Origin of the sequence: Escherichia sp. E2586, from assembly GCF_005781105.1 — a bacterium.
Classification (GTDB): Bacteria; Pseudomonadota; Gammaproteobacteria; order Enterobacterales; family Enterobacteriaceae; genus Escherichia.
Map to the genome: position 1 here is coordinate 317061 of NZ_VATN01000007.1, position 25002 is coordinate 342062.

A 25002-nucleotide genomic window follows, 5' to 3' on the forward strand; every position below is an offset into this window, starting at 1 on the left:
ATTTAAGGTGCCGGATAAGTATAAACCTGATGCACTGCTTCAATTTCTGACAACACGTCTTCGCTTAACTCCAGATGCAAACTTTCGACGTTAGTTTTCAGCTGTTCCATCGTTGTTGCGCCCAGCAGAGTGCTGGCAACAAACGGTTGACGACGCACAAAGGCCAGCGCCATCTGAGCAGGATCCAGACCATGACGTTTGGCGATATCAACATACGCCGCGACGGCTTTTTGCGTTTGCTCACCGCTGTAGCGAGTGAAGCGGCTAAAGAGTGTATTGCGCGCGCCAGCCGGTTTTGCGCCGTTGAGATATTTCCCGCTCAACGTGCCAAAACCAAGACACGAATAAGCCAGTAACTCGACGCCTTCATATTGGCTGACTTCCGCCAGACCCACTTCAAAGCTGCGATTTAACAAGCTGTAGGGGTTTTGAATGGTGACGATACGCGGCAGGTCGTGTTTATCCGCGAGATGTAAATAGCGCATTACGCCAAATGCGGTTTCATTCGACACGCCGATATAACGAATTTTCCCCGCGCGTTGGTACTCTGCCAGTGCGTCCAGCGTATCCAGCAGAGAGACCGCGGGTGCGGAATCAGTCCAGCTATAACCGAGCTTGCCAAAGCAATTGGTCGGGCGCTGTGGCCAGTGCACCTGATAGAGATCGAGATAATCAGTCTGCAGACGCTTGAGGCTGTCATGCAGAGCTTCGCGGATATTCTTCCTGTCCAGCGCCTGATCCGGGCGGATCCCCTTGTCATTATTACGCGACGGTCCGCTCACTTTGGAGGCGATAATTAACTTTTCGCGGTTGCCATGTTTTGCCAGCCAGTTACCGACATAGGTCTCGGTTAACCCCTGAGTTTCGGGGCGTGGCGGTACCGGGTACATCTCGGCAACGTCGATAAGGTTAATGCCCTGAGCAACGGCATAGTCGAGTTGTGCATGGGCGTCGGCTTCGCTGTTCTGTTCACCAAACGTCATCGTGCCAAGCCCCAGCGTGCTGACTTCCAGCGAGCTGTGGGGTATACGGTGATATTGCATAGCCGTTTCCTTTTTATAATCACGACATAAGGAATATAAAAATGGCAGAGGGAAGGGAAAAGGGAAAGAGAAAAATCTTAAGGCCAGCCGGATGCTGACCTTATTTTTTAACGTTCAATAATTTGCGAAACATCATCACGGTTTATTTGCATCGCGTTACCTTGCTGATCGTGATAACTCACCAGCCCGGTGTCATCATCAATTTCCGGTTTTCCATCTGTCAAAATCATACGGCCATCTTTGGTCGCCATGACGTAATCACTGGAACAGCCGGAAACGGCAAATGCCAGTCCGACTGCAGAAATTAATACTGCCCATTTTTTCATCCGGTCATCCTCACCTATTTTGCCCATTAATGATAATAGACTGTTTATAATCTGACGTTATACATCATGAAAGCAGGAAAATCTTAAACTGTGAGGAGGAGAGCTGGCCTAACGCTCTCCCGCAGGAGAGCGAACGGAATATCAGAGCGGATTCTTTTTGTTGCGAATCAGGTTGAGGCTTTCAACCGCAATAGAGAAGAACATCGCGAAGTAGATGTAACCTTTCGGTACGTGGATATCGAAACTTTCCAGAATCAGGGTAAAGCCCACCAGAATCAGGAAAGAGAGCGCCAGCATTTTTACCGAAGGGTGGCGTTCGACAAAATCACCAATCGAGCGCGCGGCGAACATCATCACGCCTACGGCAATTACCACTGCTGCCATCATTATGAATAAGTGATCTGACAGGCCCACAGCGGTAATCACCGAGTCGAGGCTGAAAATAATATCCAGCAGCATAATCTGCACGATAGCGCCGAGGAATGATGAAACGCGAGTTTTCAACCCTTCTTCTTCGCCTTCAATGGATTCGTGGATTTCCTTGCTGGCTTTCCAGATAAGGAACAGACCGCCGAGTAACAAAATTAAATCGCGAGCGGAAATTTCCTGACTGAATATTGTAAAAAGCGGATTCGTCAGACGTGTGACCCAGGCAATAGACGCCAGCAGCGCCAGACGCATGACCATCGCCGCTGCCAAACCCAGACGCCGCGCGTGGCCACGTTGTGCTGTAGGTAGTTTTGCCACCACCAGCGAGAGGAAAATAATATTATCGATCCCAAGAACGATCTCCAGCAGCGTCAGCGTACCGAGCGCAAGCCAGGCGTTAGGATCGGTTACCCATGCAAATAACATCAAACAAAGCCCTGCCAAAAAAATGAAGCGGTAATTATATGCCCGGAATGCGGCAGGTCAAAGCGATGGGTGCTGGATCAAAAAATGACGAGCCAATAGCGCACTGGTGAAATTCTTCTTTAAATAAAAGCCGCGTGGCAGTGTCAGAATCGGTTCACCCTGGGCGCCAATGGCTTCGGTGAGCGCTTTCGCATTCGCCGCTTTAGGTCTTATCTGTAAATATTCCCCGTGACGAGCGGTAATTCTTTCAACCTGACCAAGAACAATCATATCCATCAATTCTTCCCAGTCTTCGCGTAACTGCCGTTCCTCTTCGTCATTTGGACTCCACAGTAATGGTGACCCTACGCGCCGCTGCGCCAGAGGAATACTGCGCTCGCCTTCTACAGGTATCCACAGCACGCGTTTTAACTTGTGACGTACATGGCTGGTTTCCCAGGTGACGCCGCTATTGCCGGTTAAAGGCGCCACGCAAACGAAAGTGGTTTCCAGAGGACGGCCAAGGCTATCCACAGGAATCGTTTTTAGCTCTACGCCCAGGGCCGCAAAATCTTGTTCAGGTTTACTGCCCGCGCTGGCGCCAAGCCAAATTTCCAGCAACACGCCTATCCAGCCTTTATCGCGCTTTAAATTCTCCGGTGCAACCAGCCCGGCAAGTGCCGCCAGCTCACCCAATGTGTAACCGGAAAGTTGCTGTGCTTGCGCAAATAACTGCGCTTCAGTTTCTGGTGGAGAGAGCAATGGGCGAGGCTGGAGCATGGTGTTATACCTTGATTAAAAATTGAGCAGCAATTTTATACCGGATATACCAAGTGTAACTTTTTCCACGCGTGTTATTCAATTGCATGATTTATATTGCTTTTTAGGTTTCAGATAACCACGTTGCGCAACGTATGTGGAGGTTTTCCAAATCTGGTCACTGAAAATAAACAGGATCTTACACCATGTTATCCACAGAAAGCTGGGATAACTGTGAAAAACCCTCACTACTGTTTCCATTTACAGCCTTGACGTGCGACGAAACTCCAATTTTTAGTGATGCGGTGCTTAACTTATTGGCACATTCTGTGGATAAATACGACATTGGTTGATCTTTCACCACCTCGTATACAGTGAGTGTGATACAGGTCACGATTTTACCTGTTTGGTAGCGATTTAAGCACCTAGTTCATTGATTAGTAACTATTATTTTGTAATGCCTGAATCGGGGTTGTTCAGAATGCTCTGGGTTTTCCCGCAGTAATTCCGTACTTCTTCACAACTCTATCCACAGAAAAGGTGAATAAAAACGGTGATGTTCCCCCTCTGCTGTTTATAACTCTGCACTTAACTGTGAGTTATTCAATTGTTATTAGTGTGTAATGCCTTGCAGAGAGTGGTTTACCGCCTTCCAGGAGTATGAAACAATCATTCGCATATAAAGTTTTATTTTGAGGTAGTCCGGTGATTGATGACGATGGCTACCGCCCAAACGTAGGTATCGTGATTTGTAATCGTCAGGGGCAAGTAATGTGGGCCCGTCGATTTGGTCAGCACTCCTGGCAATTTCCGCAAGGCGGAATTAACCCCGGAGAATCCGCAGAACAGGCGATGTACCGTGAATTGTTTGAAGAAGTAGGATTAAGCCGCAAAGACGTTCGAATCCTTGCTTCAACGCGTAACTGGTTGCGCTACAAATTACCAAAACGTTTGGTGCGTTGGGACACGAAGCCGGTGTGTATCGGCCAAAAACAAAAATGGTTTCTCTTGCAGCTGGTGAGCGGCGATGCGGAAATCAATATGCAAACCAGCAGTACACCAGAGTTTGACGGCTGGCGTTGGGTAAGTTACTGGTATCCGGTCAGACAGGTGGTGTCATTTAAACGTGATGTCTACCGCAGGGTAATGAAAGAGTTTGCGAGTGTTGTGATGGCGCTACAGGACAATACGCCTAAACCACAAAACGCATCTACTTATCGACGTAAAAGAGGTTAAGTCACGCCAATTATGCTCACTCGCCTGCGCGAAATAGTCGAAAAGGTAGCCAGTGCTCCCCGCCTTAACGAGGCGTTGAATATACTGGTTACCGACATCTGTCTTGCGATGGATACCGAAGTCTGTTCGGTCTACCTGGCCGATCACGACCGACGTTGTTACTACCTGATGGCGACTCGGGGGCTGAAAAAACCGCGAGGTCGCACCGTAACGCTCGCGTTTGATGAAGGGATCGTCGGCCTGGTTGGCAGGCTGGCGGAACCGATAAACCTTGCGGATGCGCAAAAACACCCCAGCTTCAAATATGTCCCCTCCGTAAAAGAAGAGCGTTTCCGTGCTTTCTTAGGCGTTCCGATTATTCAGCGTCGCCAATTGCTTGGCGTGCTGGTGGTGCAGCAACGAGAGCTACGCCAGTACGATGAAAGCGAAGAATCCTTTCTGGTGACGCTCGCTACCCAGATGGCGGCCATTCTTTCCCAGTCGCAGTTGACTGCCTTATTCGGACAATATCGCCAGACGCGAATCCGCGCATTACCGGCTGCACCCGGCGTGGCGATTGCCGAAGGTTGGCAGGATGCCACTTTACCCTTAATGGAACAGGTGTATCAGGCATCAACGCTGGATCCAGCGCTGGAACGTGAGCGCCTGACCGGAGCGCTGGAAGAGGCAGCTAACGAATTTCGTCGTTACAGCAAACGCTTTGCTGCCGGGGCGCAGAAAGAAACTGCGGCCATTTTCGATCTTTACTCGCACCTGCTTTCCGACACCCGTCTGCGCCGCGAACTGTTTGCCGAGGTGGATAAAGGCTCGGTCGCAGAGTGGGCTGTGAAAACGGTCATTGAAAAATTTGCTGAACAGTTTGCCGCGCTAAGTGATAACTATCTCAAAGAGCGCGCTGGCGATTTACGCGCGCTGGGCCAGCGGTTGCTGTTTCACCTTGATGATGCAAATCAGGGGCCGAACGCCTGGCCGGAACGTTTCATTCTGGTGGCAGATGAATTGTCGGCGACGACCCTTGCGGAGTTGCCCCAGGATCGCTTAGTCGGCGTCGTCGTACGCGATGGTGCGGCCAACTCCCATGCGGCGATTATGGTGCGCGCGCTGGGTATTCCTACCGTGATGGGGGCGGACATTCAACCTTCAGTGCTGCATCATCGGACGCTGATTGTTGATGGTTATCGCGGGGAATTACTGGTCGACCCGGAACCGGTGTTGCTACAAGAATACCAACGGCTAATTAGCGAAGAAAATGAGCTAAGCCGGCTGGCGGAAGATGACGTCAATTTACCCGCACAGTTAAAAAGCGGTGAGCGCATTAAAGTCATGCTTAATGCGGGTTTAAGCCCGGAACATGAAGAAAAACTGGGCAGTCGCATTGATGGTATCGGCCTTTATCGCACTGAAATTCCTTTCATGTTGCAAAGCGGTTTCCCGTCGGAAGAAGAGCAGGTGGCGCAATATCAGGGCATGTTGCAAATGTTCAATGATAAGCCTGTCACGCTGCGCACGCTGGATGTTGGTGCTGATAAGCAACTTCCTTACATGCCTATCAGCGAAGAGAATCCATGTCTGGGTTGGCGTGGGATCCGCATTACGCTCGATCAGCCGGAGATCTTTTTGATCCAGGTGCGGGCGATGCTGCGTGCTAATGCAGCAACGGGCAACCTGAACATCTTATTGCCGATGGTCACAAGCCTCGATGAAGTTGACGAAGCACGCCGCCTGATTGAACGTGCCGGACGTGAAGTCGAGGAGATGATCGGCTATGCGATCCCGAAACCGCGCATCGGTATCATGCTGGAAGTGCCATCGATGGTGTTTATGTTGCCTCACCTGGTAAACCGGGTCGATTTTATCTCTGTTGGCACCAACGATCTGACTCAATACATTCTGGCTGTTGATCGTAACAACACGCGAGTTGCGAACATTTATGACAGCCTGCATCCTGCGATGTTACGTGCGCTGGCAATGATCGCCCGGGAAGCGGAAACGCAAGGGATAGATCTCCGTTTGTGTGGCGAAATGGCGGGAGATCCTATGTGCGTAGCAATCCTCATTGGACTTGGGTATCGCCATCTGTCTATGAACGGGCGTTCTGTCGCGCGCGTAAAATATTTGCTGCGGCGCATTGATTTTGCCGAAGCGGAAAACCTTGCGCAGCGCAGCCTGGAAGCACAACTGGCGACTGAAGTTCGTCATCAGGTTGCGGCATTTATGGAGCGTCGCGGCATGGGCGGGCTGATTCGCGGGGGGCTATAGCGCGGATCGTATACATATCTTTTAACGGTATCCGGCAACCAGCCTGGTCCCCTTGTGCTATTATTCGCACCTTTGGAGCGCCTGGAACCTGCGGCGCGCATTTCAATCGCTGTTCTCTTTCAGCGAAATAACAAGAACTTGTGGTGACAGATGACCAGTAGCTATCTGCATTTTCCGGAATTCGATCCGGTCATTTTCTCAATAGGGCCCGTTGCGCTTCACTGGTACGGCCTGATGTATTTGGTAGGTTTCATTTTTGCGATGTGGCTGGCAACACGTCGGGCGAACCGGCCGGGGAGCGGCTGGACCAAAAATGAAGTTGAAAACTTACTCTATGCGGGTTTCCTTGGCGTTTTCCTTGGCGGACGTATTGGGTATGTTCTGTTCTACAATTTCCCGCAGTTTATGGCCGATCCGCTGTATCTGTTCCGTGTCTGGGACGGCGGCATGTCCTTCCACGGCGGCCTGATTGGCGTGATTGTGGTGATGATTATCTTCGCCCGCCGCACCAAACGTTCCTTCTTCCAGGTCTCTGATTTTATCGCACCGCTTATTCCGTTTGGTCTTGGCGCCGGGCGTCTGGGCAACTTTATTAACGGTGAATTGTGGGGCCGCGTTGACCCGAACTTCCCGTTTGCCATGCTGTTCCCGGGTTCCCGTACCGAAGATATTCTGTTGCTGCAAAACAATCCGCAGTGGCAGTCCATTTTTGATACTTACGGCGTGCTGCCTCGCCACCCGTCACAGTTGTACGAACTGCTGCTGGAAGGTGTGGTGCTGTTTATTATCCTCAACTTGTATATTCGTAAACCGCGCCCGATGGGGGCCGTGTCTGGCTTGTTCCTGATTGGCTACGGCGCGTTTCGCATCATTGTTGAGTTTTTCCGCCAGCCCGACGCGCAGTTTACCGGTGCCTGGGTGCAGTACATCAGCATGGGGCAAATTCTTTCCATCCCGATGATCGTCGCGGGTGTGATCATGATGGTCTGGGCATATCGTCGCAGCCCACAGCAACACGTTTCCTGAGGAACCATGAAACAGTATTTAGAACTGATGCAAAAAGTGCTCGACGAAGGCACACAGAAAAACGACCGTACCGGAACCGGAACGCTTTCCATTTTTGGTCATCAGATGCGTTTTAACCTGCAGGATGGATTCCCGCTGGTGACAACCAAACGTTGCCACCTGCGTTCCATCATCCACGAACTACTGTGGTTCCTGCAGGGCGACACCAACATTGCTTATCTGCACGAAAACAATGTCACCATCTGGGACGAATGGGCTGATGAAAACGGTGATCTCGGCCCGGTATATGGCAAACAGTGGCGCGCCTGGCCAACGCCGGATGGACGTCATATTGACCAGATAACCACAGTGATGAACCAGTTGAAAAACGACCCGGATTCCCGCCGCATTATTGTTTCGGCGTGGAACGTGGGGGAACTGGATAAAATGGCACTGGCTCCATGCCATGCGTTCTTCCAGTTCTATGTCGCAGACGGCAAACTCTCTTGCCAGCTTTATCAACGCTCCTGTGACGTCTTCCTGGGGCTGCCGTTTAACATTGCCAGCTATGCGTTACTGGTGCATATGATGGCGCAGCAGTGCGATCTTGAAGTGGGTGATTTTGTCTGGACCGGTGGCGACACGCACCTGTACAGCAACCATATGGATCAAACCCATCTGCAATTAAGTCGCGAACCGCGTCCGCTGCCGAAGCTGATTATTAAACGTAAACCCGAATCCATCTTCGACTACCGTTTCGAAGACTTTGAGATTGAAGGCTACGATCCGCATCCGGGCATTAAAGCGCCGGTGGCTATCTAATTACGAAACATCCTGCCAGAGCCGACGCCAGTGTGCGTCGGTTTTTTTTACCCTCCGTTAAATTCTTCGAGACGCCTTCCCGAAATTTTGCAACGCCCTGCAACAGGGTAAATAGTCCGGAAGACGGGCCGAAGAAATAGAAACTGGCACTCGTCTTTTTTTCTCCGCGCCGCATACTGCCGGCATGAAAAAACAACGTGGTTATACGCTGATTGAAACACTGGTCGCGATGCTGATTTTGGTCATGCTAAGTGCAAGTGGACTCTATGGCTGGCAGTACTGGCAGCAGTCGCAACGGTTATGGCAAACCGCCAGCCAGGCGCGAGACTATTTGCTCTATTTACGTGAGGATGCCAACTGGCATAACCGCGACCACAGTATCAGTGTCATCAGGGAAGGAACGTCATGGTGTCTTGCGAGTGCCGCCGCTGGGGCGAATACCTGTCATGGCAGTTCACCGCTGGTCTTTGTGCCTCGCTGGCCCGAAGTCGAAATGAGCGACCTGACACCTTCGCTCACTTTCTTTGGCCTACGCAATACTGCATGGGCCGGACATATTCGCTTCAAAAATTCAGCGGGCGAGTGGTGGTTGGTCGTTTCGCCATGGGGAAGGCTCCGGCTTTGTCAGCAAGGAGAAACAGAAGGATGCTTATAAAAGAGCAAGGTTTTTCTCTACTGGAAGTGCTGATTGCTATGGCAATCAGTAGCGTACTGCTGCTGGGAGCTGTGCGATTTCTGCCCGCATTACAGCGTGAAAGTTTGATTACTACTCGCAAGCTGGCGCTGGAAGATGAAATCTGGCTGCGGGTATTTACAGTCGCGAAGCATCTCCAGAGAGCAGGTTATTGTCATGGAACCTGTCCCGGTGAAGGTCTGAAAATTGTTGGGCAGGGTGACTGCATCATTGTGCAGTGGGATGCGAACAGTAACGGTATCTGGGAGCATGAGCCGGGAAAAGAATCCGACCAGATTGGATTTCGGCTAAAAGACAATGTCCTGGAAACGCTACGCGGCACGACATCCTGTGAAGGTAAGGGCTGGGATAAATTGACCAATCCAGATGCCGTCGTTATCGACACTTTTCAGGTTACCCGACAGGATAACAGCGGTTTCCCGCCGATGCTGACGGTTAATATGCACGCTGCCAGCAAGGCTGATCCACAAACCGTGGTACTTGCCAGCTATAGCGTGACAGGATTCAACCTGTGAACCGCGAAAAGGGTGTTTCATCGCTGGCACTGGTCCTGATGCTGCTGGTTTTGGGCAGCTTGCTGCTACAAGGAATGAGCCAGCAGGATCGTAGTTTTGCCTCTCGCGTGACTATGGAAAGCCAGTCATTACGCCGTCAGGCCATTGTGCAGTCGGCGCTTGAGTGGGGGAAAATGCATGCCTGGCAGGTACAGCAAGCTGTTCAGTGTTCGCAATATGCCGCAACGGGTGCTCGAGCTTGCCTGCGAAGACTTGCGGATAATAAAGCCTTGCTAATAGCCGGTTATGAAGACGTTTCATTATGGCGAATGGGGGAAGCCATCGATGGGAATATCGTATTTTCGCCACATGGCTGGAGTGATTTTTGTCCGCTGAAAGAGGAGGCGTTATGTCAGCTTCCCTGAAGAATCAGCAAGGTTTTAGCCTGCCGGAGGTGATGTTGGCGATGGTACTGATGGTGATGATTGTCACTGCGTTATCTGGTTACCAGCGAACATTAAGCACCAGTCTTGCCAGCAGAAACCAGTACCAGCAGCTCTGGCGGCACGCCTGGCAGCAAGCACAACTGCGCGCGATTTCGCCACCTGCAAACTGGCAGGTCAACCGAATGCAGACATCGCAGGCGGGATGTGTCAGCATCAGCGTTACGCTATTTTCACCCGGGGGCAGAGAAGGCGAGATGACCCGCCTGCATTGCCCGAATCGTCAGTAGTCAGGAGCCGCTATGTTAAGGGTCTACCATTCCAATCGTCTGGACGTACTGGAAGCGTTGATGGAGTTTATTGTCGAACGCGAACGGCTGGACGATCCTTTCGAGCCAGAAATGATTCTGGTGCAAAGTACCGGTATGGCGCAGTGGCTGCAAATGACCCTGTCGCAGAAATTCGGCATTGCGGCAAACATTGATTTTCCGCTACCTGCGAGCTTTATCTGGGATATGTTTGTCCGTGTATTACCGGAGATCCCCAAAGAGAGCGCCTTTAACAAGCGGAGTATGAGCTGGAAACTGATGACTCTGCTGCCGCAACTGCTGGATCGCGAAGATTTTACACTATTGCGTCATTACCTGACTGACGATAGCGACAAGCGAAAACTGTTTCAGCTTTCCTCAAAAGCGGCGGACCTGTTTGACCAATATCTGGTCTATCGCCCGGACTGGCTGGCACAGTGGGAAGCCGGGCATCTGGTTGAAGGGCTGGGAGAAGCGCAGGCCTGGCAAGCGCCGTTGTGGAAGGTGCTGGTGGAATATACCCATGAACTCGGGCAACCGCGCTGGCACCGTGCCAATCTCTATCAACGCTTTATCGAAACACTGGAGTCTGCGACGACCTGCCCACCCGGCTTACCTTCGCGTGTCTTTATATGCGGTATTTCCGCGTTACCGCCTGTTTATCTCCAGGCGCTACAGGCGCTGGGTAAACATATTGAAATCCATCTCCTGTTTACCAACCCTTGCCGTTATTACTGGGGCGATATTAAAGATCCTGCTTATCTGGCGAAACTGCTGACCCGCCAGCGTCGACACAGTTTTGAAGATCGCGAATTGCCGCTATTTCGCGATAGCGAAAATGCCGGACAGCTCTTTAACAGCGACGGTGAACAGGATGTCGGCAACCCGCTACTGGCCTCCTGGGGTAAGTTGGGGCGCGACTACATCTATCTCCTTTCTGACCTGGAGAGCAGCCAGGAGCTGGACGCTTTTGTCGATGTTACGCCAGATAACCTGCTGCATAACATACAGTCCGACATTCTGGAACTGGAAAACCACGCCGTTGCTGGTGTGAACATCGAAGAGTTTTCCCGTAGCGATAACAAACGCCCGCTTGACCCGCAGGATAGCAGTATCACCTTCCACGTTTGCCATAGCCCGCAGCGTGAAGTTGAAGTTTTGCACGATCGCTTATTGGCGATGCTGGAGGAAGATCCGACACTTACTCCGCGAGATATCATCGTGATGGTGGCCGACATCGACAGCTACAGTCCGTTTATTCAGGCCGTGTTTGGCAGTGCGCCAGCGGATCGGTATCTGCCATATGCCATTTCCGACCGTCGGGCGCGGCAGTCGCATCCGGTACTGGAAGCGTTTATCAGCCTGTTATCGTTGCCGGACAGCCGCTTTGTGTCGGAGGATGTGCTGGCATTACTGGATGTGCCGGTGCTGGCGGCGCGGTTTGACATTACCGAAGAAGGGCTGCGTTACTTGCGCCAGTGGGTCAACGAATCCGGCATTCGTTGGGGCATAGATGACGATAACGTTCGTGAGCTGGAACTCCCCGCCACCGGACAACACACCTGGCGATTTGGCCTGACGCGCATGTTGCTGGGCTACGCGATGGAAAGTGCTCAGGGGGAATGGCAATCGGTTCTACCTTACGATGAATCGAGCGGCCTGATTGCAGAGCTGGTAGGACACCTGGCGTCACTGCTAATGCAGCTAAACATCTGGCGTCGCGGGCTGGCGCAGGAGCGCCCGCTTGAGGAGTGGCTGCCGGTTTGCCGCGATATGCTCAATGCCTTCTTCCTGCCGGATGCGGAAACCGAAGCGGCGATGACGCTTATTGAGCAACAATGGCAGGCGATTATCGCTGAAGGTTTAGGTGCGCAGTATGGCGACGCAGTGCCGCTATCGTTATTGCGTGATGAACTGGCACAACGCCTGGATCAGGAACGTATCAGCCAGCGTTTTCTCGCGGGGCCAGTTAACATTTGTACTCTGATGCCGATGCGTTCAATTCCGTTCAAAGTGGTTTGCCTGCTGGGAATGAACGACGGCGTTTACCCGCGCCAGCTTGCACCATTAGGTTTTGACCTGATGAGTCAGAAACCGAAGCGCGGTGACCGTAGCCGTCGCGATGATGACCGCTATCTGTTCCTGGAAGCGTTAATATCCGCGCAGCAAAAACTCTATATCAGCTATATCGGCCGCTCTATTCAGGATAACAGCGAACGATTCCCGTCAGTTCTGGTGCAGGAACTGATCGACTACATCGGGCAAAGCCATTATCTACCGGGCGATGAAGCGCTTAACTGTGATGAAAGCGAGGCAAGGGTAAAAGCGCATCTTACTTGCCACCATACCCGGATGCCGTTTGACCCGCAAAACTACCAGCCCGGTAACTTACAAAGCTATGCGCGCGAGTGGCTACCCGCGGCCAGCCAGGCAGGTAAGGCACATTCTGAATTTGTTCAGCCGCTACCGTTTACCTTGCCGGAAACCGTGCCGTTGGAAACGCTACAACGATTCTGGGCGCATCCGGTGCGGGCGTTTTTCCAGATGCGTTTGCAAGTGAACTTCCGTACCGAAGACAGCGAAATTCCCGATACCGAACCTTTTATTCTTGAAGGGATTAGTCGTTATCAAATCAACCAGCAGTTATTAAATGCACTGGTCGAGCAGGATGATGCCGAACGCTTGTTCCGCCGATTTCGGGCGGCAGGTGATTTGCCGTATGGTGCCTTTGGTGAAATTTTCTGGGAAACACAGTGCCAGGAGATGCAGCAGCTTGCAGACAGAGTCATTGCCTGCCGTCAGCCGGGCCAGAGCATGGAAATCGATCTCGCCTGTAACGGCGTGCAAATAACGGGCTGGTTGCCGCAGGTCCAGTCAGATGGCCTGTTGCGCTGGCGTCCCTCTTTATTAAGTGTGGCGCAGGGAATGCAACTTTGGCTGGAACACCTTGTCTACTGTGCCAGCGGTGGTAATGGTGAAAGTCGCCTTTTTCTACGCAAAGACGGCGAGTGGCGTTTTCCGCCGCTTGCTGCCGAACAGGCTTTGCATTACCTCTCACAGCTGATTGAAGGGTATCGTGAAGGTATGTCCGCGCCATTGCTGGTGTTACCTGAAAGTGGCGGTGCATGGCTAAAAACCTGTTATGACGCAGAAAACGATGCCATGCTGGACGACGAATCCACGTTGCAAAAAGCTCGTTCGAAATTCCTTCAGGCTTACGAAGGCAACATGATGGTGCGTGGCGAAGGTGATGATATCTGGTATCAACGGCTATGGCGGCAATTAACGCCAGAGACAATGGAAGCCATCATTGAACAGTCGCAACGTTTCCTGTTACCGCTGTTTCGCTTTAATCAGTCATGAGTGTTGTATAAAAATTGCGCAATTCATTTGCTTACTTTATGATGCGCATCAGTCACGGACTGATGGTTATATAGACATAGGCTGACTCGTGCAGCACAAGATTAAGTCCTGCCAGATGATTTTCATTAACGTGTTGAATCTGGGTGGAAAATAAAGTTGATAATGAGGTCCGTGAATGCCCCGCAGCACCTGGTTCAAAGCATTATTGTTGTTTGTTGCCCTTTGGGCACCCTTAAGTCAGGCAGAAACGGGATGGCAGCCGATTCAGGAAACCATCCGTAAAAGCGATAAAGATAACCGCCAGTATCAGGCTATACGTCTGGATAACGGTATGGTGGTATTGCTGGTTTCAGATCCGCAGGCGGTTAAATCGCTTTCGGCGCTGGTGGTGCCCGTTGGGTCGCTGGAAGATCCTGAGGCTTATCAGGGGCTGGCTCATTACCTTGAACATATGAGTCTGATGGGATCGAAAAAGTACCCGCAGGCTGACAGTCTGGCTGAATACCTCAAAATGCACGGCGGCAGTCACAATGCCAGCACTGCGCCGTATCGCACGGCTTTCTATCTGGAAGTTGAGAACGACGCCTTGCCTGGTGCGGTAGACCGCCTGGCCGATGCTATCGCTGAACCCTTGCTCGACAAGAAATATGCCGAACGTGAGCGTAATGCGGTGAACGCCGAACTGACTATGGCACGCACACGTGACGGGATGCGCATGGCGCAGGTCAGCGCAGAAACGATCAACCCGGCGCACCCTGGTTCAAAGTTTTCTGGCGGTAACCTGGAAACCTTAAGCGACAAACCCGGTAATCCGGTGCAGCAGGCGCTGAAAGATTTCCATGAGAAATATTATTCTGCCAATCTGATGAAAGCGGTTATTTACAGCAATAAACCGCTACCAGAACTGGCGAAGATGGCGGCAGACACCTTCGGTCGCGTGCCGGACAAAGAGAGCAAAAAACCGGAAATCACCGTACCGGTAGTCACCGACGCGCAAAAGGGCATTATCATTCATTATGTTCCGGCGTTGCCGCGTAAAGTGCTGCGCGTCGAGTTTCGTATTGATAACAATTCGGCGAAATTCCGTAGTAAAACCGATGAATTGATTACCTATCTGATTGGCAATCGCAGCCCAGGTACACTTTCTGACTGGCTGCAAAAACAGGGATTAGTTGAGGGCATTAGCGCCAACTCCGATCCTATCGTCAACGGCAACAGCGGCGTTTTAGCGATCTCTGCGTCTTTAACCGATAAAGGCCTGGCGAATCGCGATCAGGTTGTGGCGGCAATTTTTAGCTATCTCAATCTGTTACGTGAAAAAGGCATTGATAAACAATACTTCGATGAACTGGCGAATGTGCTGGATATCGACTTCCGTTATCCGTCAATCACCCGTGATATGGATTACGTCGAATGGCTGGCGGACACCATGATTCGCGTTCCTGTGGCGCATACGTTGGACGCGGTCAATATTGCCGATCGGTATGATGCTAAAGCAGTAAAAGAACGTCTGGCGATGATGACGCCACAGAATGCGCGTATCTGGTATATCAGCCCGAAAGAGCCGCACAATAAAACGGCTTATTTTGTCGATGCGCCTTATCAGGTCGATAAAATCAGCGAACAAATTTTCGCTGACTGGCAGCAAAAAGCCGCCAATATTGCGCTCTCCTTACCGGAGCTTAACCCCTATATTCCTGACGATTTCTCGCTGATTAAGTCAGAGAAGAAATACGATCATCCAGAGTTGATCGTGGATGAATCGAACCTGCGTGTGGTGTATGCGCCGAGCCGTTATTTTGCCAGCGAGCCAAAAGCCGATGTCAGCCTGATTTTGCGTAATCCGAAAGCCATGGACAGCGCCCGCAATCAGGTGATGTTTGCGCTCAATGATTATCTCGCAGGGCTGTCGCTTGATCAGTTAAGCAACCAGGCGTCGGTTGGCGGCATTAGTTTTTCCACCAATGCTAACAACGGCCTAATGGTTAATGCTAATGGTTACACCCAGCGTCTGCCGCAGCTGTTCCAGGCATTGCTCGAGGGGTACTTTAGCTATACCGCTACGGAAGATCAGCTTGAGCAGGCAAAATCCTGGTATAACCAGATGATGGATTCCGCAGAAAAGGGCAAAGCGTTTGAGCAGGCGATTATGCCTGCGCAGATGCTCTCCCAGGTGCCTTACTTCTCGCGTGATGAAAGGCGCAAAATTTTGCCTTCCATTACCTTGAAAGAGGTGCTGGCCTATCGCGACGCCTTAAAATCAGGGGCTCGACCAGAGTTTATGGTTATTGGCAACATGACTGAAGCCCAGGCAACAACGCTGGCGCGCGATGTGCAAAAACAGTTGGGCGCTGATGGCTCAGAGTGGTGTCGTAACAAAGATGTACTGGTTGATAAAAAACAATCCGTCATCTTTGAAAAAGCCGGTAACAGCACCGACTCTGCGCTGGCAGCGGTATTTGTACCGACTGGCTACGATGAATACACCAGTTCAGCATATAGTTCTCTGCTGGGGCAGATAGTACAGCCGTGGTTCTACAATCAGTTGCGTACCGAAGAACAGTTGGGCTATGCCGTGTTCGCGTTCCCAATGAGCGTAGGGCGTCAGTGGGGCATGGGCTTCCTGCTTCAAAGCAACGAAAAACAGCCATCGTACCTGTGGGAGCGTTACAAGGCGTTTTTCCCGACAGCAGAAGCGAAATTGCGGGCGATGAAGCCAGAAGAGTTTGCGCAAATCCAGCAGGCGGTTATTACCCAGATGCTGCAGGCACCGCAAACACTCGGCGAAGAAGCATCGAAGTTAAGTAAAGATTTCGATCGCGGCAATATGCGCTTCGATTCGCGTGATAAAATCGTAGCCCAGATTAAACTGCTGACGCCGCAAAAACTGGCCGATTTCTTCCATCAGGCGGTAGTCGAGCCGCAAGGCATGGCTATCCTGTCGCAGATTTCCGGCAGCCAGAATGGGAAAGCAGAATATGTACACCCTGAAGGCTGGAAAGTGTGGGAGAACGTCAGCGCGTTGCAGCAAACAATGCCCCTGATGAGTGAAAAGAATGAGTGATGTCGCCGAGACTCTAGATCCTTTGCGCTTGCCCTTACAGGGCGAGCGCCTGATTGAAGCCTCTGCCGGCACAGGCAAAACCTTTACGATTGCGGCGCTCTATTTGCGCCTGTTACTTGGACTAGGCGGTTCTGCCGCCTTTCCCCGCCCGCTGACCGTTGAAGAACTGCTGGTGGTGACCTTTACCGAGGCTGCCACTGCAGAATTGCGCGGTCGTATCCGTAGCAATATCCACGAGTTGCGCATCGCCTGTTTGCGTGAAACCACCGACAATCCTCTTTATGCACGCCTTCTGGAAGAGATCGACGATAAAGCACAGGCCGCGCAGTGGTTGCTGTTAGCCGAACGGCAGATGGATGAAGCGGCAGTCTTTACCATTCACGGTTTTTGCCAGCGTATGCTCAACCTGAATGCCTTTGAATCCGGCATGTTGTTTGAGCAGCAACTGATTGAAGATGAATCGTTACTGCGCTACCAGGCCTGCGCCGATTTCTGGCGTCGCCATTGCTACCCGTTACCGCGTGAAATTGCTCAGGTCGTCTTTGAAACCTGGAAAGGGCCGCAGGCGTTACTGCGCGATATTAATCGTTATTTGCAAGGCGAAGCGCCGGTTATCAAAGCACCGCCGCCCGATGATGAAACGCTGGCTTCCCGCCACGCGCAAATTGTGGCGCGTATTGATACGGTAAAACAGCAGTGGTGCGACGCAGTGGGTGAACTGGATGCGCTGATCGAATCTTCTGGCATTGATCGACGCAAGTTTAACCGTAGCAATCAGGCTAAATGGATAGACAAGATTAGTGCCTGGGCAGAAGAAGAGACAAACAGTTATCAGTTGCCAGAGTCGCTGGAAAAATTCTCTCAGCGTTTCTTAGAAGATCGCACGAAAGCCGGGGGAGAAACCCCGCGACATCCGCTGTTTGAGGCGATCGATCAACTGATTGCAGAACCATTGTCGATCCGCGATCTGGTGATCACCCGCGCATTGGCTGAGATCCGCGAAACGGTAGCGCGTGAAAAACGTCGCCGTGGCGAACTGGGTTTTGACGATATGTTAAGTCGGCTCGATTCCGCGCTGCGTAGCGAAAGCGGTGAGGCTCTGGCGACAGCGATCCGTACGCGATTCCCGGTGGCAATGATCGACGAATTTCAGGACACGGACCCGCAGCAGTACCGGATTTTTCGCCGTATCTGGCACCATCAGCCGGAAACCGCATTGCTGCTGATTGGTGATCCGAAACAGGCCATATATGCGTTCCGTGGTGCGGATATCTTCACTTATATGAAGGCGCGTAGCGAAGTTCACGCACACTACACCTTAGATACCAACTGGCGTTCTTCACCAGGAATGGTGAACAGCGTAAACAAGCTTTTCAGCCAGACTGATGACGCGTTCATGTTTCGCGAAATACCGTTTATTCCTGTGAAATCTGCTGGGAAAAATCAGGCACTGCGTTTTGTATTTAAAGGTGAAACGCAGCCAGCGATGAAAATGTGGTTGATGGAAGGCGAAAGCTGCGGCGTTGGCGATTATCAAAGTACGATGGCGCAGGTATGTGCCGCGCAAATCCGCGACTGGTTACAGGCCGGGCAGCGCGGGGAAGCGTTGCTGATGAACGGCGATGATGCACGTCCGGTACGTGCCTCGGACATCAGTGTGCTGGTGCGCAGCCGCCAGGAGGCCGCCCAGGTGCGCGATGCCTTAACGTTGCTGGAAATCCCTTCCGTTTACCTTTCGAACCGCGACAGTGTTTTTGAAACTCTGGAAGCGCAGGAAATGCTTTGGTTGTTGCAGGCGGTGATGACGCCCGAACGTGAGAATACCCTGCGCAGTGCGCTGGCAACGTCAATGATGGGGCTGAATGCGCTGGATATCGAAACGCTGAACAATGACGAAAATGCGTGGGACGCGGTGGTTGAAGAGTTCGATGGTTATCGGCAAATCTGGCGCAAACGCGGCGTCATGCCAATGCTGCGAGCGCTGATGTCGGCGCGCAACATTGCAGAAAACCTGCTGGCAACGGCAGGTGGCGAGCGGCGTCTTACTGACATCTTGCATATCAGCGAACTGCTACAAGAAGCGGGAACACAGCTGGAAAGTGAACATGCTTTGGTTCGTTGGTTATCGCAACATATCCTTGAGCCAGACAGTAATGCCTCCAGCCAACAAATGCGCCTCGAAAGCGACAAACATTTGGTGCAGATCGTCACGATCCACAAATCGAAAGGGCTGGAATATCCGCTGGTCTGGCTGCCGTTTATCACCAATTTCCGTGTACAGGATCAGGCGTTCTATCACGATCGAGGCTCGTTTGAAGCAGTTCTGGATCTTAACGCTGCGCCAGAAAGCGTAGATCTCGCTGAAGCCGAACGTCTGGCTGAAGATCTGCGTTTGCTTTACGTGGCGCTCACGCGTTCGGTCTGGCATTGCAGTCTCGGTGTTGCGCCGCTGGTGCGCCGTCGTGGCGATAAAAAAGGTGACACCGACGTTCATCAAAGTGCGCTCGGGCGCTTGCTGCAAAAAGGAGAACCGCAAGATGCGGCAGGGCTTCGCGCCTGTATTGAAGCATTGTGCGATGATGACATAGCCTGGCAAACGGCACAAACCAGTGATAACCAGCCATGGCAGGTTAATGATGCTTTAACTGCAGAACTGAATGCCAGGACGTTACAACGATTGCCCGGCGATAACTGGCGCGTCACCAGCTACTCTGGTTTGCAACAGCGTGGTCACGGTATCGCCCAGGATCTGATGCCTCGGCTGGATGTCGATGCTGCAGGCGTTGCCAGCGTCGTTGAAGAACCGACGTTAACACCACATCAGTTTCCGCGCGGTGCGTCACCGGGGACGTTCTTGCACAGTTTGTTTGAAGACCTGGATTTTACCCAGCCGGTTGACCCGAACTGGGTGCGGGAAAAACTGGAGCTTGGCGGTTTTGAAGCGCACTGGGAACCTGTGTTAACTGAGTGGATCACCGCTATTCTTCAGGCACCACTCAATGAAACGGGTGTTAGCCTGAATCAGCTTTCCGACCGCGATAAACAGGTGGAGATGGAGTTTTATCTGCCGATTAGTGAACCGCTTATCGCCAGTCAGCTTGATACGTTAATCCGCCAGTTTGACCCGCTATCCGCAGGCTGCCCGCCGCTGGAGTTCATGCAGGTGCGCGGCATGTTAAAAGGTTTTATTGACCTGGTGTTTCGCCACGAAGGGCGTTATTACCTGCTCGACTATAAATCCAACTGGTTGGGTGAAGACAGTTCGGCTTACACCCAACAGGCTATGGCAGCGGCGATGCAGGCACACCGCTATGATCTGCAATATCAGCTTTATACCCTGGCGCTGCACCGTTATCTGCGCCATCGCATTGCTGATTACAACTATGATCGTCACTTTGGCGGCGTTATCTATCTGTTCCTGCGTGGCGTTGATAAAGAACATCCGCAACAAGGGATCTACGCGACCCGACCCAACGCCGAGTTGATTGACCTGATGGATGAGATGTTTGCCGGTATGACCCTGGAGGAGGCGTAATGAAATTGCAAAAGCAATTACTGGAAGCTGTGGAGCACAAACAGCTACGCCCGCTGGATGTGCAATTTGCCCTGACCGTGGCGGGAGATGAACATCCTGCCGTCACCCTCGCGGCGGCACTGTTAAGTCATGATGCCGGAGAGGGACACGTCTGTTTGCCGCTTTCACGACTGGAAAATAACGAGGCGTCGCATCCGCTGTTGGCGACCTGTGTCAGTGAAATCGGTGAGCTACAAAATTGGGAAGAATGCTTGCTGGCTTCACAAGCGGTCAGCCGGGGAGATGAACCAACGCCGATGATCCTCTGTGGCGATCGCCTTTATCTGAATCGCATGTGGTGTAACGAGCGTACGGTGGCGCGCTTCTTCAATGAGGTGAATCATGCCATCGAGGTGGATGAAGCGTTGCTGGCGCAAACGCTGGATAAACTCTTTCCGCCTGGTGATGAAGTTAACTGGCAAAAAGTGGCGGCAGCAGTGGCACTGACGCGGCGCATTTCGGTAATTTCCGGCGGCCCCGGCACAGGTAAAACGACGACCGTGGCGAAGTTGTTGGCTGCGTTAATTCAGATGGCCGACGGTGAACGCTGTCGTATCCGCCTGGCTGCGCCAACGGGGAAAGCTGCCGCACGCTTAACAGAATCTCTCGGCAAGGCTCTGCGCCAGTTACCGCTGACCGATGAACAAAAGAAACGCATACCAGAAGACGCCAGCACCTTGCACCGCCTCCTGGGCGCGCAGCCAGGTAGCCAGCGTTTACGCCATCATGCGGGTAACCCGCTGCATCTTGATGTGCTGGTGGTGGATGAAGCGTCAATGATTGATCTGCCTATGATGTCTCGGCTGATCGATGCCTTGCCCGATCATGCGCGAGTGATCTTCCTCGGCGATCGCGATCAACTGGCCTCGGTTGAGGCTGGAGCTGTGCTGGGCGATATCTGTGCTTATGCCAATGCGGGCTTTACCGCAGAGCGTGCCGGGCAGTTGAGCCGCCTGACGGGAAGCCACGTTCCGGCGGGAAGCGGCACAGAAGCGGCATCATTGCGCGATAGTCTCTGCCTGCTGCAAAAGAGTTACCGTTTCGGCAGCAACTCTGGCATTGGTCAGCTTGCGGCGGCTATTAATCGTGGCGATAAGACGGCAGTGAAAACAGTTTTTCAGCAGGATTTTACTGATATCGAAAAACGGCTTTTACAGAGCGGCGAAGATTATATTGCGATGCTTGAGGAAGCTCTTGCGGGTTACGGACGCTATCTGGATCTGCTTCAGGCACGTGCCGAGCCGGATTTAATCATTCAGGCGTTCAATGAGTATCAGCTTTTGTGCGCCCTGCGGGAAGGGCCGTTTGGCGTGGCAGGACTGAATGAGCGAATTGAACAGTTTATGCAACAGAAGCGCAAAATTCATCGTCATCCGCACTCGCGCTGGTACGAAGGCCGGCCGGTGATGATTGCCCGTAATGACAGTGCGCTTGGGTTGTTTAATGGTGATATCGGTGTCGCTCTGGATCGCGGGCAGGGGACGCGCGTCTGGTTTGCAATGCCGGATGGCAATATCAAGTCGGTGCAACCGAGTCGCCTGCCGGAGCACGAAACCACGTGGGCGATGACAGTACATAAATCGCAGGGATCGGAGTTCGACCATGCGGCGTTGATTTTACCGAGCCAACGCACGCCGGTAGTAACGCGAGAGCTGGTTTACACCGCGGTGACCCGCGCGCGTCGGCGTTTGTCATTGTATGCCGATGAACGCATTTTAAGTGCGGCAATCGCTACGCGCACCGAGCGGCGTAGCGGGCTGGCAGCGTTGTTTGGTTCGCGGGGATAAATGTGATTGCCTGATGCGACGCATGTGCGTCTTATCATGCCTACGAGTGTTACGCATGTCGCATCTGGCGATTTCCATCGCTTACCCTAAATCCGCCATCAACACCTTTGATTTACGCTGGTAGTTGTACAACTGCTTTTTGCTCTCCGGCAGCAAATCAATATCCACCGGGGTAAATCCGCGTTCCTGGAACCAGTGAATACTGCGCGTAGTCAGTACAAACAATTTGCTTAAGCCGCTCTGCTTCGCCTGGGCTGCAATGCGTTCCAGCAAAACCTCGCCCCTTGATGAACTGCGGTAATCCGGGTGAACTGCCACACAGGCCATTTCACCTATCTTCTCTTCCGGGAATGGATAGAGCGCGGCGCAGGCAATAGTCGTGTTATCGCGCTGAATAATAGTGAATTTGTCGATTTCCATCTCCAGTTGCTCGCGAGAACGACGCACCAGAATACCTTGCTGCTCCAGTGGGCGAATCAACTCCAGAATACCGCCAATATCGTTGATTGTTGCGCGACGAATCTGCTCGGCGCTTTCCATCACAATCTGCGTACCGATACCGTCGCGTGAGAACAACTCTTGCAACAGCGCGCCATCTTCCTGATAACTGATTAAATGACAGCGACGCACGCCGCTGCGGCAGGCTTTCACTGCGCCACGCAAAAAGCGCACCGTACCGGAGTTGTAATCGCCTTTCTCTTCCTGGACTTCTACCCGCGCTTGCGCTTCGTTAGGGAAAAGTTCGGAGACAATATCACCGTCGTCATTAGTGACACCCTGTGAAGAGCAAAAACCAATCATCTTCTCAGCTTTCAGTTTGATGGCCAGTTGAGTGGCAATCTCTTCCGAGGTCAGGTTAAAGCTCTCGCCAGTGACCGAAACCGCCACCGGCCCCATCAGCACAATCGCACCGCTGTCCAGTTGGCGATGAATCGCTTCTTCATCAATCCGCCGGATGCGCCCGCTATGGCAGTAATCCACACCATCATCCACGCCCAGCGGCTGGGCAATAATAAAATTGCCGCTGACGACGTTGATATGCGCGCCTTGCAACGGCGTGTTGTTGAGGCTCATTGACAGGCGAGCGGTAATATCCAGTTGTAACGTACCCGCAGCCTGCTTCACCAGCTCCAGCGTTTTGGCGTCGGTCACGCGCGTATTCTTGTGATATAGCGGCTCGTGGTGATGCGCTGCAAGATTTGCGTCGATCTGGGGACGTGCGCCATAAACCACCACCAGACGGATGCCGAGGCTGTGCAACAACCCAATATCATTGACAATACTGGAGAAATTTTCATGCTCAATGGCTTCTCCGCCGAGCATGATGACAAACGTTTTTCCCCGGTGGGTATTGATATAGGGAACCGAATGGCGGAATCCCTCGACCAGCTCGGTTTTACGTTCCTTTACCACGGCACACCTCTTTGCATGATTATTCGAAATTATTGTATTTTTATTCTGTTTTTTCGCCGTGCGCAAGTGCAAATTTTATGCGAGTGCGACTTTTTTATCAGTAATACCGTGAATATAAATAGAATGTTTACCGTTTTATAGATGACAGATTATGCGTCTTTCGCTAAAGTTTCCGGTCAAATTGGTCGTTTACTTGTTACACAGCTTAGATTTCTTTTGCTCGGGAGAGGCATGTCAGGATCCAACACTGCAATCAGCCGTCGTCGTTTACTGCAAGGCGCGGGCGCCATGTGGCTATTGAGCGTAAGCCAGGTGAGTCTGGCTGCGGTCAGCCAGGTCGTGGCGGTGCGCGTCTGGCCTGCGTCCAGCTACACCCGCGTGACGGTAGAATCAAATCGTCAGCTGAAATATAAGCAGTTCGCGTTGAGTAACCCAGAACGCGTGGTGGTGGATATCGAAGATGTAAACCTGAACTCGGTGCTCAAAGGGATGGCTGCGCAAATCCGCGCTGACGACCCGTTCATCAAGTCGGCACGCGTCGGCCAATTTGATCCGCAAACCGTGCGGATGGTTTTTGAGTTAAAGCAAAATGTAAAACCGCAGATGTTTGCCCTCGCGCCGGTCGCCGGGTTTAAAGAACGTCTGGTGATGGACCTTTATCCGGCCAATGCTCAGGACATGCAGGACCCATTGCTGGCGCTGCTGGAAGATTACAACAAAGGCGACCTCGAAAAGCAGGTGCCGCCAGCGCAGAGTGGCCCACAGCCAGGCAAGGCCGGGCGCGATCGTCCGATTGTCATTATGCTCGACCCTGGCCACGGCGGCGAAGACTCCGGCGCGGTGGGGAAATACAAAACGCGCGAAAAAGACGTGGTATTGCAAATAGCTCGCCGTCTGCGCTCTCTGATCGAGAAAGAGGGCAATATGAAGGTTTACATGACGCGTAATGAAGACATCTTCATTCCGTTGCAAGTGCGCGTAGCAAAAGCACAGAAACAGCGTGCTGATTTGTTTGTCTCTATTCATGCCGACGCCTTTACCAGTCGCCAGCCGAGCGGTTCCTCGGTGTTTGCGCTCTCTACCAAAGGCGCAACCAGTACTGCGGCAAAATATCTGGCACAAACCCAGAACGCCTCGGACTTGATTGGTGGTGTGAGCAAAAGCGGCGACCGCTATGTCGACCACACCATGTTCGATATGGTGCAGTCGTTGACCATTGCCGACAGCCTGAAGTTTGGTAAGGCCGTGCTAAATAAGCTGGGGAAAATCAACAAACTGCATAAGAATCAGGTTGAGCAGGCCGGGTTTGCTGTGCTGAAAGCGCCAGATATTCCTTCCATTCTGGTCGAAACGGCGTTTATCAGTAACGTTGAGGAAGAACGCAAATTGAAAACGGCGACTTTCCAGCAGGAAGTTGCGGAGTCTATTCTTGCGGGAATTAAAGCGTATTTTGCCGATGGGGCGACGCTGGCGAGAAGAGGATGATAAAAAGGCGCTGAATGGCGCTTTTTTTATGGGAGAATAGAAACAAAAAAACACCCGTTAGGGTGTTCAATAATTGGTTGCGGGGGCCGGATT

19 protein-coding genes are annotated in these 25002 nt (G+C 52.2%); 14 read left to right on the forward strand and 5 right to left on the reverse strand.

All coding sequences use genetic code 11. From position 1 onward, the window contains the following. Positions 1-2 precede the first annotated feature (2 nt). The 4 genes from FEK50_RS09380 to mutH all read right to left on the reverse strand — a co-directional run bounded on the left by FEK50_RS09380 (position 3) and on the right by mutH (position 2983). Positions 3-1043 carry an NADP(H)-dependent aldo-keto reductase gene (locus tag FEK50_RS09380; protein ID WP_130207742.1) on the reverse strand — a complete coding sequence of 347 codons (1041 nt, stop codon included), beginning with the start codon at positions 1041-1043 and terminating at the stop codon, positions 3-5. A 107-nt stretch (positions 1044-1150) separates the two neighbouring features. Next, positions 1151-1369 carry a lipoprotein YgdR gene (gene ygdR, locus FEK50_RS09385; RefSeq protein ID WP_000758660.1) on the reverse strand — a complete coding sequence of 73 codons (219 nt, stop codon included), beginning with the start codon at positions 1367-1369 and terminating at the stop codon, positions 1151-1153. Positions 1370-1510: 141 nt separating this feature from the next. Continuing rightward, positions 1511-2224, reverse strand: coding sequence for a TerC family protein (locus tag FEK50_RS09390; protein WP_064529833.1), 714 nt, complete (start codon positions 2222-2224; stop codon positions 1511-1513). A gap of 57 nt (positions 2225-2281) precedes the next feature. Continuing rightward, the gene (gene mutH / locus FEK50_RS09395; protein WP_130207740.1) at positions 2282-2983 is read right to left on the reverse strand and encodes a DNA mismatch repair endonuclease MutH; all 702 of its coding nucleotides are present in this window, start codon (positions 2981-2983) and stop codon (positions 2282-2284) included. A gap of 185 nt (positions 2984-3168) precedes the next feature. On the opposite strand from mutH, the gene FEK50_RS24725 reads away from it, so the two are divergent. The 13 genes from FEK50_RS24725 (at position 3169) to recD (ending at position 22011) form a co-directional block, all read left to right on the forward strand. Further along, positions 3169-3315: a hypothetical protein gene (locus FEK50_RS24725; RefSeq protein ID WP_276319965.1), complete on the forward strand. Its 147-nt coding sequence runs from the start codon at positions 3169-3171 to the stop codon at positions 3313-3315. Between the two features lie 352 nt (positions 3316-3667). Next, entirely contained in the window at positions 3668-4198 is a 531-nt protein-coding gene (gene rppH / locus FEK50_RS09405; RefSeq protein ID WP_130207736.1) for an RNA pyrophosphohydrolase, read from the forward strand. Between the two features lie 12 nt (positions 4199-4210). After that, entirely contained in the window at positions 4211-6457 is a 2247-nt protein-coding gene (ptsP, locus tag FEK50_RS09410; RefSeq protein WP_130207734.1) for a phosphoenolpyruvate--protein phosphotransferase, read from the forward strand. Positions 6458-6607: 150 nt separating this feature from the next. Next, positions 6608-7483, forward strand: coding sequence for a prolipoprotein diacylglyceryl transferase (gene lgt / locus FEK50_RS09415; RefSeq protein WP_032239304.1), 876 nt, complete (start codon positions 6608-6610; stop codon positions 7481-7483). 6 nt (positions 7484-7489) lie between these two features. Then, entirely contained in the window at positions 7490-8284 is a 795-nt protein-coding gene (gene thyA, locus FEK50_RS09420) for a thymidylate synthase (RefSeq protein WP_131162003.1), read from the forward strand. Positions 8285-8468: 184 nt separating this feature from the next. Next, positions 8469-8939, forward strand: coding sequence for a prepilin peptidase-dependent protein (locus FEK50_RS09425; protein WP_130207732.1), 471 nt, complete (start codon positions 8469-8471; stop codon positions 8937-8939). After that, the gene (locus FEK50_RS09430) at positions 8930-9493 is read left to right on the forward strand and encodes a prepilin peptidase-dependent protein (protein WP_131162004.1); all 564 of its coding nucleotides are present in this window, start codon (positions 8930-8932) and stop codon (positions 9491-9493) included. Before FEK50_RS09425 ends, FEK50_RS09430 begins: the two co-directional genes overlap by 10 nt. After that, on the forward strand, positions 9490-9897 hold the full coding sequence (locus FEK50_RS09435; protein ID WP_130259369.1) for a DUF2509 family protein: 408 nt from the start codon (positions 9490-9492) through the stop codon (positions 9895-9897). The genes FEK50_RS09430 and FEK50_RS09435 overlap by 4 nt, the downstream gene beginning before the upstream one ends. After that, the gene (locus tag FEK50_RS09440) at positions 9882-10205 is read left to right on the forward strand and encodes a prepilin-type N-terminal cleavage/methylation domain-containing protein (RefSeq protein WP_130207726.1); all 324 of its coding nucleotides are present in this window, start codon (positions 9882-9884) and stop codon (positions 10203-10205) included. Before FEK50_RS09435 ends, FEK50_RS09440 begins: the two co-directional genes overlap by 16 nt. 12 nt (positions 10206-10217) lie before the next feature. Next, on the forward strand, positions 10218-13586 hold the full coding sequence (gene recC / locus FEK50_RS09445) for an exodeoxyribonuclease V subunit gamma (protein WP_131162005.1): 3369 nt from the start codon (positions 10218-10220) through the stop codon (positions 13584-13586). A 175-nt stretch (positions 13587-13761) separates the two neighbouring features. Continuing rightward, the gene (gene ptrA, locus FEK50_RS09450) at positions 13762-16650 is read left to right on the forward strand and encodes a pitrilysin (protein ID WP_131162006.1); all 2889 of its coding nucleotides are present in this window, start codon (positions 13762-13764) and stop codon (positions 16648-16650) included. Continuing rightward, the gene (gene recB / locus FEK50_RS09455) at positions 16643-20185 is read left to right on the forward strand and encodes an exodeoxyribonuclease V subunit beta (RefSeq protein WP_131162007.1); all 3543 of its coding nucleotides are present in this window, start codon (positions 16643-16645) and stop codon (positions 20183-20185) included. The genes ptrA and recB overlap by 8 nt, the downstream gene beginning before the upstream one ends. Beyond that, the gene (gene recD / locus FEK50_RS09460) at positions 20185-22011 is read left to right on the forward strand and encodes an exodeoxyribonuclease V subunit alpha (protein ID WP_131162008.1); all 1827 of its coding nucleotides are present in this window, start codon (positions 20185-20187) and stop codon (positions 22009-22011) included. Before recB ends, recD begins: the two co-directional genes overlap by 1 nt. Before the next feature lie 81 nt (positions 22012-22092). Here recD and argA read toward each other — a convergent pair whose 3' ends face one another. Further along, positions 22093-23424: an amino-acid N-acetyltransferase gene (gene argA, locus FEK50_RS09465; protein ID WP_130207716.1), complete on the reverse strand. Its 1332-nt coding sequence runs from the start codon at positions 23422-23424 to the stop codon at positions 22093-22095. A 231-nt stretch (positions 23425-23655) separates the two neighbouring features. Between argA and amiC the strand changes: the two genes are divergently transcribed. Further along, positions 23656-24909, forward strand: coding sequence for an N-acetylmuramoyl-L-alanine amidase AmiC (gene amiC, locus FEK50_RS09470; protein WP_044189882.1), 1254 nt, complete (start codon positions 23656-23658; stop codon positions 24907-24909). Positions 24910-25002: the final 93 nt, after the last annotated feature.

Bases quoted from the DNA above. Each gene is read 5' to 3' on its own strand.
- FEK50_RS09380 (WP_130207742.1), bottom strand. From the start codon at position 1,043: ATGCAATATCACCGTATACCCCACAGCTCGCTGGAAGTCAGCACGCTG.
- ygdR (WP_000758660.1), bottom strand. From the start codon at position 1,369: ATGAAAAAATGGGCAGTATTAATTTCTGCAGTCGGACTGGCATTTGCC.
- FEK50_RS09390 (WP_064529833.1), bottom strand. From the start codon at position 2,224: ATGTTATTTGCATGGGTAACCGATCCTAACGCCTGGCTTGCGCTCGGT.
- mutH (WP_130207740.1), bottom strand. From the start codon at position 2,983: ATGCTCCAGCCTCGCCCATTGCTCTCTCCACCAGAAACTGAAGCGCAG.
- FEK50_RS24725 (WP_276319965.1), top strand. From the start codon at position 3,169: ATGTTATCCACAGAAAGCTGGGATAACTGTGAAAAACCCTCACTACTG.
- ptsP (WP_130207734.1), top strand. From the start codon at position 4,211: ATGCTCACTCGCCTGCGCGAAATAGTCGAAAAGGTAGCCAGTGCTCCC.
- lgt (WP_032239304.1), top strand. From the start codon at position 6,608: ATGACCAGTAGCTATCTGCATTTTCCGGAATTCGATCCGGTCATTTTC.
- thyA (WP_131162003.1), top strand. From the start codon at position 7,490: ATGAAACAGTATTTAGAACTGATGCAAAAAGTGCTCGACGAAGGCACA.
- FEK50_RS09425 (WP_130207732.1), top strand. From the start codon at position 8,469: ATGAAAAAACAACGTGGTTATACGCTGATTGAAACACTGGTCGCGATG.
- FEK50_RS09430 (WP_131162004.1), top strand. From the start codon at position 8,930: ATGCTTATAAAAGAGCAAGGTTTTTCTCTACTGGAAGTGCTGATTGCT.
- FEK50_RS09440 (WP_130207726.1), top strand. From the start codon at position 9,882: ATGTCAGCTTCCCTGAAGAATCAGCAAGGTTTTAGCCTGCCGGAGGTG.
- recC (WP_131162005.1), top strand. From the start codon at position 10,218: ATGTTAAGGGTCTACCATTCCAATCGTCTGGACGTACTGGAAGCGTTG.
- ptrA (WP_131162006.1), top strand. From the start codon at position 13,762: ATGCCCCGCAGCACCTGGTTCAAAGCATTATTGTTGTTTGTTGCCCTT.
- recB (WP_131162007.1), top strand. From the start codon at position 16,643: ATGAGTGATGTCGCCGAGACTCTAGATCCTTTGCGCTTGCCCTTACAG.
- recD (WP_131162008.1), top strand. From the start codon at position 20,185: ATGAAATTGCAAAAGCAATTACTGGAAGCTGTGGAGCACAAACAGCTA.
- amiC (WP_044189882.1), top strand. From the start codon at position 23,656: ATGTCAGGATCCAACACTGCAATCAGCCGTCGTCGTTTACTGCAAGGC.